A 15,007-nucleotide genomic window follows, 5' to 3' on the forward strand; every position below is an offset into this window, starting at 1 on the left:
TCGGGGCATGAGCACGCCCGAACAGGAAGTCGAGTACCGCCAGCACCGCTTCAGCCCGCCCTCGGGCGCCACCGAGATTTTCCTGGTGCGCCACGGGGAATCGATGCCGCAACGGCTCAGCGAGCCGTTCGATCTCGTCGACGGCCAGGCCGACCCGGACCTCGCGCCGGAAGGCCGCGACCACGCCGCGCGCGTGGGCGAACGACTGGCCTCAGAACGCATCGACGCGCTGTACGTGACCACGTTGCGGCGCACCGCACAGACTGCGGCACCGCTGGCGGAGAAGCTCGGCCTCACCCCAGTCGTCGAACCGGATCTGCGCGAGATCCACCTCGGCGAATGGGAAAACGGGCTGTTCCGCAAGCACACCGCCGAAGGGCATCCGCTGGCGCAGAAGCTGTGGGAAGAGCAGCGCTGGGACGTCCTTCCGGGCGCGGAATCCGACGAAGCATTCGGCCGCCGCATCCGGGCCGCGCTCACGCGCGTCGCCGCGGCGCATCCGGACCAGCGAGTCGCGGTGTTCACCCACGGCGGCGTGATCGGCGAGGTGTTCGCCCAGGCGAGCCGCGCGCTGGAACGGTTCGCGTTTCTCGGCGCGGACAACGGATCGATCTCGCACCTCGTGGTGCACGGCGACAACTGGCTGATCCGCGGGTTCAACGACCGCTCTCACCTGAGCGCCCCGCTCGGCTGAGCCCGCTCGTCGCGGCGGAGGAACCCCGCCGCGACGAGCTGCACCGTCACCAGCACCGCCACCGCTTCGGCGGCGAGCAGCCCGATCAGCACCAGCACCTGCGTAGTCCCGGCCTGCAGCGGGCTCGCCCCGCCCAGCAGCACGCCGACGTACGCGCCCGGCAACGTCACCAGGCCGACCGTCCGGGTCTGATCGAGCACCGGAATCAACGCGTGCCCCGCCGACGGGCGGCAGATCTCCAGCGCGGCGTGCCTCGGCAGAAAACCCAGCGCCAGCGCGGCTTCGTACTCGCCGCGCCGTTGCTTGAGTTCATCGAGCGCGCGACGGGCTGCCTGCGACGTCGCGGTCATCGACCCGCCGATCACGATCCCCGCGATCGGCACCACCGAGATCGGCTTCGCCGGCACGACTCCGGACCCCAGCACGAGCGCCAGCACCGGAACGACACCGGACGCCAGCGCCACCGCGACCCACCCGATCCGCCTCGGCGCGCCGATCCGGCTGGCGGACGTCGCGGCGGCGATGGCGAACATGACGAGGACGAACAGCCCGGTCAGCCAGTCCGAGCGCAGGATGACCGTGATGACCAGCGAAACGAGCGCGAGCTGCGCGACCGCCCGCACCGCCGCGATCAGCACCGCCCGGCCCTGCCCGAGCTGCCCGAACCGGACGACGGCCGCGCCCGCGAGCGTCAGCACCACGAGCACGGCGATCAGCGCGGGCCCGAACCCGATCGCACCGTTCACGACGGCGATCCTGCCGCACGCTCCCGCAGAGGTCCGTGAAGGACTCCTTGAGGGAATCTGAGTCCTTCAAGGAGTCCTTCACGGACCGTCGCAAGCTGCGGGTCAGGCGCTGCAGCTGAGCTGCCGACCCTCCCCCGCCACCGACTTCTCGGCGACCACGTGCCCGTCCACCCGGATCCGGCACAGCAGCGCCCCCGCGCTCTGCGCGACCAGGCTGCTGAACACCGGCTGTTCGGCGGGAACCTTCCGCTGCACCGTCACCGACCAGGGCAGATGCACCTCGGCCTGCTGTTCGAGATCGCCGCCGTTCGCGACGTAGGTGAGGTTGTGCGCGAGGTCCCCGCCGGTCAGTTCGTAGACCACGGTGCGGGTCACCTCGTGGGCGGTCGCCGGCTCGACGGTCACCGACGGCACCGCGGCGGCCGGCGCAGGCCGGTCGTCCGGCGTGGCCTTCGGCATGACGTACCACGCGACGGTGACCGCCACGGCGATGACGCCGATCACGACCACCGCGCTCCCGAGCGGCCGCAGCCTGCCCGAATCCCCCGAACCGCCGTGGGCCGGGTCGCGCCAGGAACACCCATGGAGAGGTCTTCTCTTCTCGAGCGCACTTCCCGCGAGTGCGACGTCTGGTTCTTCGCCAGACCGTTACACGGCGTTAGCCAACCCGGAGAAACCTGTCCCATTTCACCCTGATGGGGGTAACGACTGGTCGCACAGGAGTACGGTCACCACGCACGATGCCGATAACGCTCGTGCACACCCCTCGCGACGCAGGGTGATCAGTCGACCAGCCCGGCCTCGGACAGCATCCGCAGCACGCGCTGTCCGGCGGGCGGGCAGGAGGCGGCGTCCGCGGCGCGCAGCCACGCGGCTTCGGCGATCTCGGCCGAGGGCTCCGGTTCGCCGGTGTGGTCGGCGGTGTAGCAGGTCATCCGGACGCGGCGGCCGTCGGCGAACCCGTCGGCCTGCTCGTCGAGCAGCGCGAAGAAGCGGAAGCTCAGCGGGTCGAGCGCGACGCCCAGTTCCTCGCGGATCTCCCGGCACAGCCCCTCGACGTCGCCCTCGCCGGGTTCGCGCTTGCCGCCGGGGAGATAGAACTTTTCCTTGCCGCTGGTGCGGACGGACAGCAGCCGCCGGTCCCGCACGTGGACCCAGGCCAGGGTGTCGATCGGGGTCATGGGCGCATTCTGTCGTACCCGCGAGGCATGATCTCGGGGTGTACCGCGAATGCCCGCCGCCGGTCCCGCTGCGCCGCCTCGTGCGGTGCGGCTGGGAGTCGGTGGAGCGCGGCCCGAAACGGATCGTCCCGGACGGCTGCGTAGACCTCGTCGCCGGCCACGGCGAAGTCTTCGTGGCGGGCCCGGACACGGTGGCGTGGACCTCGATGTTCCCGCCCGGCGCCCGGCTGCGCGGGCTGCGCTTCCAGCCGGGCGCGGCGGCCGCGATGCTCGGCGTCGGCGCGGACGAACTGCGCGACAGCCGGATCCCGCTGGCCGACCTCTGGAACCGCCGCGGCGCCGCGCTCGCCGACGAAATCCTGAGCGGCCGCGACCTCACCGACGCGATGGCGGACGTGGCGGCGGAACGCGCGGCCACGGCAGACCCCGTGGTGGAACGGATGCTGACGCAGCTAGCCGGTCCCGCACAGCCTCCGGCGGAAACCGGCCGGAGCGAACGGCAGGCGCGGCGTCTCTTCACCCTCGCGGTCGGCTACGGACCGGCCACCTACCGGCGCGTCCTCCGCCTCCAACGGGCCATCGCCCTGGCCCCCACCACCACGACCCTCGCCGACCTGGCCGTCGCCGCGGGCTACGCGGACCAGCCGCACCTCACCCGCGAATGCCGTGCGCTCACCGGCCTCACCCCGGGCGCCTACTTCGCCACGACACTTACCCGCGCGGGAAAGGCGCGGTAGTGGCCGAGCAGGCCTCGTGCGTGTTTACGCCGGTTCTAACCGGCATAGCCGCTCACGAGGGCTACTCCGCCGCGAGATCCTGTTGCCGCGCAAGGAAATGCGCCGTCTCCACGGTAGCCGGGTACAGCGCGCGGTAGTGCGCGTAGAACTCGTCGTACCGGTCCGCCCTGGCCGGATCCGGCTGGAGCACCTCGGCGACCGGGTTCCACGCCTCGATGTCCGGCTCCAGCCCGATCGCCACCGCCGCCAGGTACGCGTCCCCGAAACACGCGCCGACAGTTTCCGTCGGCAGATGCTGCGGCGTCCGGGTCACGTCGCTCACGATGCCCGTCCACACCCGCCCCTGGGTGCCTCCGCCGACAGCCACCAAGCGGCGCGCCGGTTCGCCCATCGCGGCGAGGTTGTGCCGGACGCCGTAAGCCGTTCCCTCCAGCGCCGCACGGTACAGGTCCGCCCGGCCGTGCGAGGTGGTCAGCCCGGCGATCATCCCGCGTGCCAACGGATCCGGCACCGGCGTCCGCTCGCCCGCGAAGTACGGCAGCATGAGCAACCCGCGGCTCCCGGCCGGGACGCGACCGGCCGCGGCGACCAGTTCGGCGAAATCGCCGTCGAAGAGTTCGCGCAGCCAGTCGGTGATCGCGCCGGACGTCGCCATTCCGGCGGCGAGCGAGTAGCTGCCCGGGAAAACCCCGCGCGTCGCCCACAATCCGGGCACCGGGCGAGCCTCAGCGACAGCCTGGACGAGGAACATCGTGGTGCCGTACATGATCATCGTGTCGCCGGGCTCGCGCACGCCCGCGCTGGTCGCTTCGGCCCACGCGTCGATCGTGCCGCAGGTGACCGGCAATCCGGCCGGCAGCCCGGTCTCGGCGGCGGCCTCGGCGGTGACCGTGCCGACCACCTCGGTCGGCCAGGCGAGCCGCGGCAACTCGACCCCGGGCGCGACGAGCGCGGCCCAGTCCTCGGCCCAGCCGCCCGCACGCAGGTCGTACATCGGGTCGCACTGGCTGGCCGAATGGTGGTCGAGCACGTATTCGCCGGTGAGCCGCCGCACCAGATACGAACTCGCCATCAGGAACTGCCGGGCCCGCGCGGCGACGTCCGGCTCGTGCCGGTGCAGCCACCGCCATTTCGGGCCGACCGCCTGGCTCGACAGCGCGCTGCCGCAACGCTCCACAATGGACTCTTCGCCGAGTTCGGCGGTCAGCTCGGCGATTTCCGCGCCGGCCCGGGTGTCGACGCCGTACAGGATCGCCGGGCGCAGCGGGCGGCCGTCGGCGTCGGCGGGCAGCAGCACCGGGCCGATGCCGCTCACCGCGAGCCCGGCGGGTTTCTGGCCGCCCGCCAGCAATTCGCGCGCCAGGTCCGCGAACGCGGCCCACCACACCGTTTCGGCGTCGTGCTCGAACCAGCCGGGCCGCGGACGGGAGGTGCCGTGCGGGCGGGCGGCGCGCGCCAGTACAGTGCCGTCCGCACCCACGAGGACGCCTTTCGCACTGGACGTGCCGATGTCGATGCCGAGCAACGGGCCCGGTTGCAACGCAGCACCCCCGGTAAGCGGACGGTAAACGATTACCGGGACGGTATTCTGCGGTCACCGGGGTGTCAAGGAAACCAGGACGAGGAGGCGCGGTGGCCACGATCAGCGACGTCGCCGCCAGGGCTGGCGTCTCGACCGCCACCGTGTCGCGGACGCTGAACGGGAAGTCCACAGTGGACCCCGAACTCGCCGCGCGGGTGCTCGAGGCGGCCGAGGAACTCGGATACCACCCGAACGGGCTCGCGCGGAATCTGCGCCGCCAGGAGACCGCGGTGCTCGCGCTGATCATCTCCGACGTCGAGAACCCGTTCTTCACCTCGATCGCGCGCGGGGTCGAGGATCTCGCGCAGGTGTCGGGGTATTCGGTCGTGCTCTGCAATTCCGACGAGAACGAGGACAAGGAACGCCGGTACCTCGACGTCGCGCTCCAGGAACGCGTCGCGGGCGTGCTGCTCTCCCCGACCGGCGCGGCCACGAACGTCACGCGGCTGCGCAGGCTCGGCACCCCGGTGGTCGCGGTCGACCGGCCGCTGCCGGGCACCGACGGCGACCAGGTCCTCGTCGACACCCGCCGCGCCGCCCGGCAGGCGGCCCGGCACCTCGTCGCGAACGGCTACCGGCGGGTGGCGTGCCTGACCGGGCCGCCGGGCGTGCGCACCGCCGACGACCGGCTCTCCGGCTACTTCGACGCGGTCGGCGAGGAGAACGCGGTGTACCGCCGCGCCGAATACCGGGCCGAGGGCGCCCGGCACGCCGCCGGGGACCTGCTGGACGCGCCGGAGCCGCCGGACGCGCTGCTGGTCGCCAACAGCACGATGGCCATCGGGGTCCTCGAAGCGCTCGCGGCCCGGAACCTGCGCGCCGGCCGCGACGTCGGCATCGTCTCCTTCGACGACGCCCCGTGGACGACCTTGATCGACCCGCCGCTGACCGTCGTGGCCCAGCCCGCGTACGAGATCGGCCGGGTCGCCGCGCAGCTGCTGCTGGCCCGCATCGCCGACAGCACCCGCGCGCCGGTCACCACGACCCTCGACGCGCAGCTGATCGAACGGCGAAGCTCGCACCGCTGACGCACTCCCGGCGCCGGAAAGAACCCGGCGGGCAGCGAGTTCACGAGGCCCGGGCGGACGTCCGCGAACCGCGGCCGGTCACGGCGGGTCCGCGCCGGAATCATGCCGGGCGAAATCCGGCACCGGCGAGCGGCGAATCACGCGCGGCGAAATCAGCGACAAGCGAAGGCAGCGACCGCGGAATCCGGCCAACAGCCGCGCACCGCGAAGGGAAACGACGTGCCTGGCGGCCCGCCGGATTTCCGGCGGACCGCCAGGCACGCCCCACCCCCTGTCCCCCAGCTTCCGCCGCGGACGGCGGAGCAACGGGCCACACCCGAGGGCGGGAAACCGATTACTCGTTCGCAACGTAAATCGGCGGTCCGGGAGTGTCAAGCACTCGAAAGCCTGGACAAGCCACCCGGTGCGGGGCAGACTGTCCCGACATCGCCTACACATCGTGTTTACTTCTGTGCGATGCGTGGCGATCTTTGGTGAATTCACCCACAAAAAGGCGAGAAACCGCACGAACCCGCACACACGCGCTACGCTGAGCGTATGTCGATAGCGCTGGAGAACGTTCTCGCCAGAGCCGGCCTCAAGGCCGACGCTAACGAGTTCCTCACGCTCGTGGAGGACGCGGCCCGCAGGCTGTCGCCGCCCAACCCCGACCCCTCGCACTACTTCTCCCCCGATCAGCAGGCAGCGCTCGCCGACGCGGGCCTCGACCTCAGCCCGCGCGGCGAGGGCGAGCCGGACTTCCGCGCGCGCACCGTCGCCGCGCACGCGGTGCTGGCCGATTCCGCGCTGTCGGTCGGCCAGGCCGCCGAAATGCTGAACGTCGACGACAGCCGGATCCGGCACCGCCTCAAGGAAGGCAGGCTCACCGGCTGGAAAGACCAGGGCTGGCGGCTGCCCGCGTGGCAGTTCAACGGCGCGGGCGTGCTGCCCGGCCTCGAAACGGTGCTGCGCGCGGTGCCCGAGGACCAGCCCGCGCTGGTCGTCGCGGCGTTCATGAACACCCCGCAGTCCGACCTGGTGATCAGCGACCGGCCCGCCACGCCGCGGCAGTGGCTGCTCGCCGGCGGCGACCCCGAGCAGGTGGCCCGGCTCGTCGCCACGCTCGGCTCGCCGTTCTGATCCGCTGACCCTCCCCGCCCGCGCACCGATCCGCCCTCCGTGCGCCGGCCCGCCCCCTGCCCCGACACAGGACGGACAACCTCCCCCGCATGGCCCGGCTCCCCTCGCCTCCGGCGCGGTCGGCTCTGGTCAAGGGGCTGGACCGCAGCCACGACGTGGTTTCGGTGCAGCCCGAGACCCGGCTGGTCCGCATCTTCACCGCACACGGCAACCACCCGCAGCAGTGGAACACGTTCCGCTACACCGGCCCGCTCCCGCACGGCCGGTTCGACCAGCAGCCGCCCGGCCGCGGCGGCCGTCCGGTCACCGACCCCGGCAACGGCGTGCTGTACTTCGGCCTGACCGTGCGCACGAGCGTCGCCGAGGTGTTCCAGACGACCTCCACTGTGGACCGCACGACGCGCGGCCCCCGGCTGGTCGTGGTGCGCCCGACGCGGGTGCTGCGGCTGCTCGACCTCACCGGCCTGTGGCCGACCAGGGTCGGCGCGTCGCAGGAGATTTCCAGCGGCCCGAAGAAGATCACCCAGGCGTGGGCGCGGGCGATCCGCGGCGCGATGCCCGACCTCGACGGGCTCTGGTACCGCTCGTCGATGGACGCGGGCAAGCCCTCGGTGTGCCTGTGGGACCCGCCCGCGGGCGCGGCGCTGCCGATCGCCCCGGACGTCCTGCTTCCGCTGGACCATCCGGGGCTCGACGTGCCGCTCGGCCGGGTGTGCGAGGAGCTGAACTACACGCTGCTCAGCTGAGGTGCCGCGCCCACCAGGCCAGCACCGCCTCGAACCGCTGCACGCGGTGGCGCGGCTTCCCCGAGCGGGTCAGCTCGTGCCCCTCGCCGGGGAACAGCAGGAACTCGGTTTCGACGCCGGCCTGGCGCAGCGCGACGAACTGCCGCTGCGCCTGCTCCAGCGGGCATCGCCAGTCCTGCTCCGAATGCACGACGGCGAACGGGATCCGGATGTCGGCGGCGTAGCTGAGCGGGCTGCGACGGCGCTGTTCCTCCGGGTCCGCGCCGACGTAGCCCTCGGTGAAGTAGTAGCCGATGTCCGAGCTGCCCGCGAAGGAGTCCCACGCGTTCACCGCGCGCTCGCTCCACGCCGCGCGGAACCGGTCCGGATGCTTGGCAGCGACCCAGCTCGTCATGAACCCGCCGTAGGAACCGCCCATGATGCCGGTCCGCGACGCGTCGAGATCCGGCCGCTCCAGCGCCTTGTCGAGCAGCGCGAGCACGTCGTCGACGTCGACCGTGCCGAGGTTGTGCACCACCGAAGTACCGTGCGATTGCCCGTATCCGGCCGAGCCGCGCGGGTTGCCGAGCACGACCGCGAACCCGGCTGACGCGTAGACCTGCGCCTCGTCGAACACTGTCCATTCCTGCTGGGCGAACGGCCCGCCGTGCACCACGCGCAGCACCGGATGCGGTCCGTCGCCTTCGGGCAGGACGAGCCAGCCGTGCACCGGGTATCCGTCCGGCGCGGTCGTTTCCAGCTCCACGACCTCGCAGAGACCCTTGTCCCGCAACGGTTTCGAGTAATCGGTGAGCACCTGCGGGCCGTCCGCGCCAAGCACCACTAGCTCGCCCGCAGTGTCCGGACCGGCCACTACCGCGACGACAGTATCGCCGTCCGCCGCGAATCCGTGGACTGCCGAATGACCGGCGTGCAGCACCCGCAAGTCGGCCAGCTTCGCGCCGTCGGCGTCCGCCGGAACCGCGCGCAACTCCACCGCGCCGCGGTTGCGCACGGCGACCAGCACCTCGTTGCCGAGCGGAATCGCCGGGCCGGAGCCGTATTCGACGTCGACGGTCTCCACATCGGTCAGCCGCCGCGGGTTTCCGCCCGGCACGACCGCGTAGAGGCCGAAGTTGGACGCGACCACGACACCGTCCTCATGGGACGAGCCGAAGAAGTAGAGCGTGCCGTCCGGCGCGTACACCGGCTGATCGGCATACCCGGCGCAGGCGGCGAGCACCTCGGGTTCGCCGCCGTCGACCGGGAACGCGACGAGGTCGTGCTCGCGCGTTTCCGTGCGGTCGAAGTCGTGCGGCACGACGACGACCACGCGCTCGCCGTCCAGTGTCCACACTGGCTGGCTGACGCTGTAATCGCGCGGCGTCACCGCTTCCGGCTCGCCCTCTTCGAACGTGTCGAGCACGAACAACCGCTTCGGACGGTCGCGCAGGAAGCCGATGTTGTCGATGCGGTAGTCGAGCCGGGTGATCAGCCGCGGCGCCTCGGCGGCGGGCTCCGGCGTGCGCTCGTCGGCGTCCTCGGTGCCGTAGCGACCGGGCTCGGCCTCCCGCGCGGTGAACGCGAGCCAGCGCGAATCCGGGGCCCACACCGGCGCGTCCGCGCCGAGGTGCAGCGACGTGAGCTTCCGGGATTCGCCGCCGCCGACAGGCATCACGTGCACCTGCGGGCTGCCCTCGGCGCCCTTGCCTTCGCCCGCGCGCAGGAACGCGACCCAGCGGCCGTCCGGCGAAATCGCCGGGGCGGAATCGCGCGGACCGTGCGTCCACGGCTTGTCGCCGCCGGAGAGCGAGATCCGCCGGATCGCGCTGCGGTACTGGTCGGTTTCCAGGTCGGGACTGCTCACCGCGGCGAGCAGGAGGTCACCGCGCAGCGCGGGACGGCCGGGGACGGCGAGGACTTCGATGTCGGCAGGAAGCATGCCGACGACCGTACCCGATCCTTAGCAAGGCAAACGACCTATTTGGCCTCGACCGCCCGCTGTTCGTCGCGCTTGGCCTTCGCCAGGCTCAGCACCGTGGTGACGGTGAGGACCACGACGATCACGCCGAGGGACATCCAGTTGTTGATGTCCAGCCAGTCCGGGGCGAGGTGGTACTCGTGCAGCGCGTGCACCACCAGCTTCGCGCCGATGAAGGCGAGGATCACCGCGAGGCCGTAGCTGAGGTAGACGAGCTTCGTGACGAGCCCGCCGAGCAGGAAGTACAGCTGCCGCAAGCCCATCAGCGCGAAGGCGTTGGCGGTGAAGACCAGGAACGCTTCCTGGGTGATGCCGAAGATCGCCGGGATGGAGTCCACCGCGAACAGCAGGTCGGCCGAGCCGATCGCGACGATCACCAGCAGCATCGGGGTGATCTTCCGCTTGCCGCCTTCCTTCACCAGGTACTTGTGGCCGTGGTAATCGTCGGTGACCGGGAACAGCTTGCGCACCCAGCGGGTGAGCGCGTTCTCGTGGTACTCCTCTTCCTCGCCGTTGCCGCGCAGCATGCTGATCGCGGTCCAGATGAGCACGCCGCCGAAGGCGAAGAACACCCACACGAACTGGTTGATCAGCGCCGCGCCGACCGCGATGAACACGCTCCGCATGGCGAGCGCGAGCAGGATGCCGACGAGCAGCACGCGGTGCTGGTGGATCGCGGGCACCTTGAACGAGGTCATGATGATCATGAAGATGAAGAGGTTGTCCACGCTCAGCGAGTACTCGGTGATGTACCCGGTGAAGAACTGGACCCCGGGGTCGTGCCCGGCGAAGAACCAGATGCCCGCGCCGAACAGGACGGCGCAGCTGATGTAGAAGATCACCCAGCGCGCGGCCTCGCCGGTGGTCACCTCGTGCGGCTTGTGGTCGACGATCACCAGGTCGATGGCGATCAGCGCGAGCAGCCCGCCGACTGTCGCGAACCACAGCCACAGGGGGACGGTCATATCGGAAACCTCCGGATAGTGCGCAGCAGCAACTAACCGGAGGTCTCTCCCGCCGGTGCGAACCGGCCGACGGTGCCGGGGACCTCGGCGAATGCTCGCCGGATCACCGTGCTGACGACACCGCCGCGAAGGAATACTCCCCTCACAGCGCGTTCAGTGTGCCGGTTACAGCCCGCAAACGCCAGCCGAGGTTGCCCAAGTCACCGTGTTGATGGCGCCGGCTCCGCCGGCGCGCGCGGGATCGCCTTCAGCCGGCGCGATCCCGCGGTGGTGGTTCCGGTGCCATCAAACACAGTTCGGGTGACGTCCTTCTCCAAAAACACCCACAACCAACTCACCCACGAACCCAGCCAGCCACCCACCCCACCCCCTCCAGCGAGTGAACCCATGTCTAATCCGTGTGAGCCCGCGTGCACTCTCTCAGCAAAATCGTCATAACGTCGCTTCGTGCCCCGAATCCCGCTTCCCCGCACCCGCGGCTCCCGGCTCGTCGCCGTCGCCGCCGTGGTGCTGGTCGCCGCGGCCGCGGTGACCGTCTGGGCGACCCGCGACCGCGGTCCCGCGCCGGTCCGGACCCAGGACGCGTTCGTCGCGATGCCCGCCGGTCCCGGTTCACCCGATCAGGTCCGGATCGACACCACGACCTACTACCCCGAACACACGCCCGCGCCCGCCGTGCTGCTCGCGCACGGCTTCGGCGGCGACAAGTCCAGTGTGGACCCGCAGGCGCGCGAGCTGGCCCAGCGCGGGTTCGTGGTGCTCGCCTGGTCCGCGCGCGGCTTCGGGCACAGCACCGGCAAGATCGGGCTGAACGATCCGGACCGCGAGGTCGCCGACGCGCGCAGGCTGGTCGACCGGCTGGCGGCGAGCCAGGACGTGGCGAAAGGCTCCGGCGGAGCGCCTGAGATCGGGGTGACCGGGGCGTCCTACGGCGGTTCGCTGTCGCTGCTGCTCGCCGGGACCGATCAACGGGTGCGCGCGCTCGCGCCGGTGATCACCTACAACGACCTCGGCCAGGCTCTCGTGCCGAACGCCGCGGCGGCCGCTGATCCGTCGGCGAAGACTCCGGCGGCCGGCGCGTTCTCCCCGGACGGCGTCTTCAAGAAGAGCTGGGCGGGCATCTTCTTCTCCGCTGGTTCGGGCGCGGCCGCGGCCAGCACGCCGTCCGCCGAAGCACCCGAAGCGGGGCAGAAGACCAACGACAACGGCAGCACGGCGGGAAACAGCGGCGGCACCGCACCGCAAGCCGCCCCGTCAGCCGGGGCACGGGCTGAGCGGCCGTCCGCGGATCCGTGCGGCCGGTTCACCGCGGAGGTCTGCCAGGCGTACGCGGAACTGGCGACCACCGGCAAGGCCAGCCCGGCGACGGTCGCGCTGCTGCACCGCGTCTCCCCCGCGTCGGTCACCGGCAAGATCACCGCGCCGACGCTGCTCGTCCAGGGCGAGAGCGACACGCTGTTCGGGCTCGACCAGTCCGACGCCACCGCGCGGCAGATCACCGCGGCGGGCGGTTCGGTGCGCACGATCTGGTACACCGGCGGGCACGACGGCGGCATCCCCGGACCGCAGCTGCGCGCGAAGATCGGCGACTTCCTGTGGTCGTCGCTGACCGGACAAGGGGACCCCGGCCACGGCTTCAGCTACGACGTCCAGGGCACGTTGCGCGCCAACGGAACCCCGTCGGTGCGGACGGTCAACGCCGCCGCGTACCCGGGCCTCAACGGTGCCGGAACCGAGCGGAAGCAAGTGGCGCTCAGCGGTCCGGCGCAGCCGGTGATCCGGCCCGCCGGGGCGAATCCGGCCGCGGTGAGCGGGATTCCGGGGCTCAACGCGCTCGCGTCGGGCACCTCGCGGCTGGCTCCGCTGTTCAGCAGCGATCCGCCTGGGCAGGCCGCGCAGTTCGCCACCGCGCCGTTCGGCAGCCAGGTGCTCCTGTCCGGTTCGAGCACGGTGCGGCTTCAGGTCGCGACGGATCCGGCGCATCCGCAGCCGGAAGCCGTGCTGTTCGCGAAGCTCTACGACGTCGGCCAGGACGGCACTCGCGTGCTGCCCGCGAACGCGGTCGCGCCGTTCCGGGTCACCGGGCTGCCCGCCGACGGGACGCCGGTCGACGTCACGGTGACGCTGCCGGGCGTCGTGCGGCCGATCGACGCCGGGCATTCGCTGCGGCTTGTCGTCGGCACGACGGATCAGGCGTACTCGGTGCCGGCGCAGCCGGGAGTGTTCCGGGTCGGGCTCGCGCCCGGCGCGGCGCTCGCGGTTCCGGTGGTGCCGGGCGCTTCGGTCGGCGCTCCGCTTCCGGTCGGGCAGCTGATCGGCATCGGCGCGACGTTGCTGGTCGCGATCGCGGTGGTCGTGGTCGCGGTGATCCGGCGGCGCCGGGCGCACGACGTCGACCCGGAACTCGCGGACACGCCGCTGGTGATCAAGGGGCTGCGCAAGCAGTACGCGGGCGGCTTCACTGCGGTGCAGGACCTGTCGTTCCGCGTCGAACCGGGCCAGGTGCTCGGCCTGCTCGGCCCGAACGGCGCGGGCAAGACGACGACGCTGCGGATGCTGATGGGCCTGATCACGCCGACCGCGGGCGAGATCCGCGTGTTCGGCCACCGGATCACGCCGGGCGCGCCGGTGCTGTCGCGGATCGGGTCGTTCGTCGAGGGCTCCGGGTTCCTGCCGCATCTGTCCGGCAAGGCGAACCTGGAGCTGTACTGGGCCGCGACCGGGCGGCCGGTCGAGAAGGCGCACTTCACCGAGGCGCTGGAGATCGCCGGGCTCGGCGACGCGGTGCACCGGCGGGTGAAGACCTACAGCCAGGGCATGCGGCAGCGGCTCGCGATCGCGCAGGCGATGCTCGGGCTGCCGGAGCTGATGGTGCTCGACGAACCGACCAACGGGCTCGACCCGCCGCAGATCCACCAGATGCGGGAGGTCCTGCAGCGCTACGCCGCCACCGGGCGCACCGTCGTCGTCTCGAGCCACTTGCTGGCCGAGGTCGAGCAGACGTGTTCGCACGTGGTGGTCATGCACCGCGGGAGGCTCGTGGCCTCGGGCGAGGTCGGCGAGCTGGCGGCCTCGAGCGGCGAGGCCACGTTCCGGGTCGGCGATGCGGCGGCGGCCGCGGCGGCGCTCAAGAGCGTCGGCGGGGTGTCGGACATCGAGACCGAGGGCGATCTGGTGCACGCGAACCTCGACGGGCTGCCGCGCGCCGACGCGGTCGCGGCGCTCGTGCGCGCCGGGGTCGCGGTCGAGCAGGCCGGGCCGCGCCGCCGGCTCGAAGACGCGTTCCTGCAGCTGGTGGGAGAGGATTCATGAGCGAGGGCAACGGTTCCGGCGGGGTGCACACCGATCCGGCGGCACTGCAGGAGCTGAGCGAGCTGGCCACCGCGGAACCGGCCGAGGTCGGCCCGGACGGCGCGGTGGCCGGCTACCGCGCCGACCGGACGCTGCGGTTGAGCGTGGAGCTGAAACGGCAGCTGCGCCGCCGGCGGACCCAGCTGGTGCTGGCGTTCGTCGCGGTGCTGCCGTTCATCCTCGTGGTGGCGTTTCAGATCGGGCAGGCGAATCCGAACCGCCGCTCCGGCGGGTTCGTGGACCTCGCGACGGCGAGCGCGCCGAACTTCGTGGTGCTCGCGTTCTTCGTGTCCGGCACGTTCCTGCTGCCGATGATCGTCGCGCTGTTCTTCGGCGACACGATCGCGAGCGAATCGTCGTGGTCGAGCCTGAAGTACCTGCTGGCGATCCCGGTGCCGCGGCATCGGCTGCTGCGGCAGAAGGCCGTGGTGTCCGGGCTGCTGTCGACCGCCGCGCTGGTGCTGCTGCCGGTGGTTTCGCTGCTGGTCGGCGTCATCTGGTACGGCGCGGGCGACGCGATCAGCCCCACCGGCGACGCGATCAGCTTCGGCGACAGCCTGCTGGCGCTGCTGATGTCCACTGTGTACATCGTCGTGCAGCTGGCCTGGGTCGCCGGGCTCGCGCTGCTGCTGAGCGTGTCGACCGAAGCGCCGCTGGGCGCGGTCGGCGGGACGGTGCTGGTGGCGATCCTGTCGCAGATCCTCGACCAGATCACCGCCTTGGAGGGCTTGCGGAACTATCTGCCGACGCATTATTCGTTCGCCTGGATCGACCTGATCTCCACCGACATCGACTGGACGAACCTGGCCAGCGGGGTGCTGTCGTCGGTCCTTTACACGACGGTGTTCCTGCTGCTGGCGGGCCGCCGGTTCGCGCGGAAGGACGTCACCAGCTGAGC

Annotated in this window: 13 protein-coding genes; 7 read left to right on the forward strand and 6 right to left on the reverse strand. The window is 71.5% G+C overall.

What is annotated here, in order from left to right; translation table 11 throughout:
• Positions 1-7 precede the first annotated feature (7 nt).
• On the forward strand, positions 8-694 hold the full coding sequence (locus RPX00_RS41775; RefSeq protein ID WP_406634035.1) for a histidine phosphatase family protein: 687 nt from the start codon (positions 8-10) through the stop codon (positions 692-694).
• Here RPX00_RS41775 and RPX00_RS41780 read toward each other — a convergent pair.
• From RPX00_RS41780 to RPX00_RS41790, 3 genes are all read right to left on the reverse strand, one after another.
• Positions 670-1,440 carry an ABC transporter permease gene (locus RPX00_RS41780; RefSeq protein ID WP_406634037.1) on the reverse strand — a complete coding sequence of 257 codons (771 nt, stop codon included), beginning with the start codon at positions 1,438-1,440 and terminating at the stop codon, positions 670-672. The two genes, RPX00_RS41775 and RPX00_RS41780, sit on opposite strands and share 25 nt — an antisense overlap.
• Before the next feature lie 102 nt (positions 1,441-1,542).
• On the reverse strand, positions 1,543-1,950 hold the full coding sequence (locus RPX00_RS41785; RefSeq protein WP_406634039.1) for an MmpS family transport accessory protein: 408 nt from the start codon (positions 1,948-1,950) through the stop codon (positions 1,543-1,545).
• 272 nt (positions 1,951-2,222) lie between these two features.
• Positions 2,223-2,621 carry an NUDIX domain-containing protein gene (locus RPX00_RS41790; RefSeq protein ID WP_406634041.1) on the reverse strand — a complete coding sequence of 133 codons (399 nt, stop codon included), beginning with the start codon at positions 2,619-2,621 and terminating at the stop codon, positions 2,223-2,225.
• A 38-nt stretch (positions 2,622-2,659) separates the two neighbouring features.
• On the opposite strand from RPX00_RS41790, the gene RPX00_RS41795 reads away from it, so the two are divergent.
• A complete protein-coding gene (locus tag RPX00_RS41795) occupies positions 2,660-3,358 on the forward strand; it encodes a helix-turn-helix domain-containing protein (RefSeq protein ID WP_406634043.1) in 699 nt (232 codons plus the stop codon).
• A gap of 61 nt (positions 3,359-3,419) precedes the next feature.
• On the opposite strand, the gene RPX00_RS41800 is transcribed toward RPX00_RS41795, so the two are convergent.
• Positions 3,420-4,898 carry an FGGY-family carbohydrate kinase gene (locus RPX00_RS41800; RefSeq protein ID WP_406634045.1) on the reverse strand — a complete coding sequence of 493 codons (1,479 nt, stop codon included), beginning with the start codon at positions 4,896-4,898 and terminating at the stop codon, positions 3,420-3,422.
• Positions 4,899-4,990: 92 nt separating this feature from the next.
• Between RPX00_RS41800 and RPX00_RS41805 the strand changes: the two genes are divergently transcribed.
• The 3 genes from RPX00_RS41805 (at position 4,991) to RPX00_RS41815 (ending at position 7,833) form a co-directional block, all read left to right on the forward strand.
• A complete protein-coding gene (locus RPX00_RS41805) occupies positions 4,991-5,968 on the forward strand; it encodes a LacI family DNA-binding transcriptional regulator (RefSeq protein WP_406634047.1) in 978 nt (325 codons plus the stop codon).
• 537 nt (positions 5,969-6,505) lie between these two features.
• On the forward strand, positions 6,506-7,087 hold the full coding sequence (locus RPX00_RS41810) for a DNA-binding protein (RefSeq protein ID WP_406634049.1): 582 nt from the start codon (positions 6,506-6,508) through the stop codon (positions 7,085-7,087).
• An 89-nt stretch (positions 7,088-7,176) separates the two neighbouring features.
• A complete protein-coding gene (locus tag RPX00_RS41815) occupies positions 7,177-7,833 on the forward strand; it encodes an RES family NAD+ phosphorylase (protein ID WP_116206792.1) in 657 nt (218 codons plus the stop codon).
• Here RPX00_RS41815 and RPX00_RS41820 read toward each other — a convergent pair.
• Positions 7,826-9,754 (reverse strand): alpha/beta fold hydrolase, encoded by a 1,929-nt coding sequence (locus RPX00_RS41820; RefSeq protein WP_406634051.1) that lies wholly within the window; start codon positions 9,752-9,754, stop codon positions 7,826-7,828. The two genes, RPX00_RS41815 and RPX00_RS41820, sit on opposite strands and share 8 nt — an antisense overlap.
• Before the next feature lie 38 nt (positions 9,755-9,792).
• Complete coding sequence (locus RPX00_RS41825; protein ID WP_406634053.1) at positions 9,793-10,758, reverse strand: TerC family protein; 966 nt, start codon at positions 10,756-10,758, stop codon at positions 9,793-9,795.
• A 447-nt stretch (positions 10,759-11,205) separates the two neighbouring features.
• Between RPX00_RS41825 and RPX00_RS41830 the strand changes: the two genes are divergently transcribed.
• Together RPX00_RS41830 and RPX00_RS41835 are read left to right on the forward strand one after the other, a co-directional pair.
• Positions 11,206-14,070, forward strand: a complete 2,865-nt coding sequence (locus tag RPX00_RS41830; RefSeq protein WP_406634055.1) for an alpha/beta fold hydrolase — start codon at positions 11,206-11,208, stop codon at positions 14,068-14,070.
• Positions 14,067-15,005 carry an ABC transporter permease gene (locus tag RPX00_RS41835; protein ID WP_406634057.1) on the forward strand — a complete coding sequence of 313 codons (939 nt, stop codon included), beginning with the start codon at positions 14,067-14,069 and terminating at the stop codon, positions 15,003-15,005. The genes RPX00_RS41830 and RPX00_RS41835 overlap by 4 nt, the downstream gene beginning before the upstream one ends.
• Positions 15,006-15,007: the final 2 nt, after the last annotated feature.

The sequence above is a fragment of the Amycolatopsis sp. WGS_07 genome, assembly GCF_045278895.1.
In the GTDB taxonomy this organism is placed as follows: Bacteria; Actinomycetota; Actinomycetes; order Mycobacteriales; family Pseudonocardiaceae; genus Amycolatopsis.

Excerpts from the sequence above, each read along its gene's own strand:
- RPX00_RS41775 (WP_406634035.1), top strand. The coding sequence starts at position 8 with ATGAGCACGCCCGAACAGGAAGTCGAGTACCGCCAGCACCGCTTCAGC.
- RPX00_RS41790 (WP_406634041.1), bottom strand. The coding sequence starts at position 2,621 with ATGACCCCGATCGACACCCTGGCCTGGGTCCACGTGCGGGACCGGCGG.
- RPX00_RS41810 (WP_406634049.1), top strand. The coding sequence starts at position 6,506 with ATGTCGATAGCGCTGGAGAACGTTCTCGCCAGAGCCGGCCTCAAGGCC.
- RPX00_RS41815 (WP_116206792.1), top strand. The coding sequence starts at position 7,177 with ATGGCCCGGCTCCCCTCGCCTCCGGCGCGGTCGGCTCTGGTCAAGGGG.
- RPX00_RS41820 (WP_406634051.1), bottom strand. The coding sequence starts at position 9,754 with ATGCTTCCTGCCGACATCGAAGTCCTCGCCGTCCCCGGCCGTCCCGCG.
- RPX00_RS41825 (WP_406634053.1), bottom strand. The coding sequence starts at position 10,758 with ATGACCGTCCCCCTGTGGCTGTGGTTCGCGACAGTCGGCGGGCTGCTC.
- RPX00_RS41835 (WP_406634057.1), top strand. The coding sequence starts at position 14,067 with ATGAGCGAGGGCAACGGTTCCGGCGGGGTGCACACCGATCCGGCGGCA.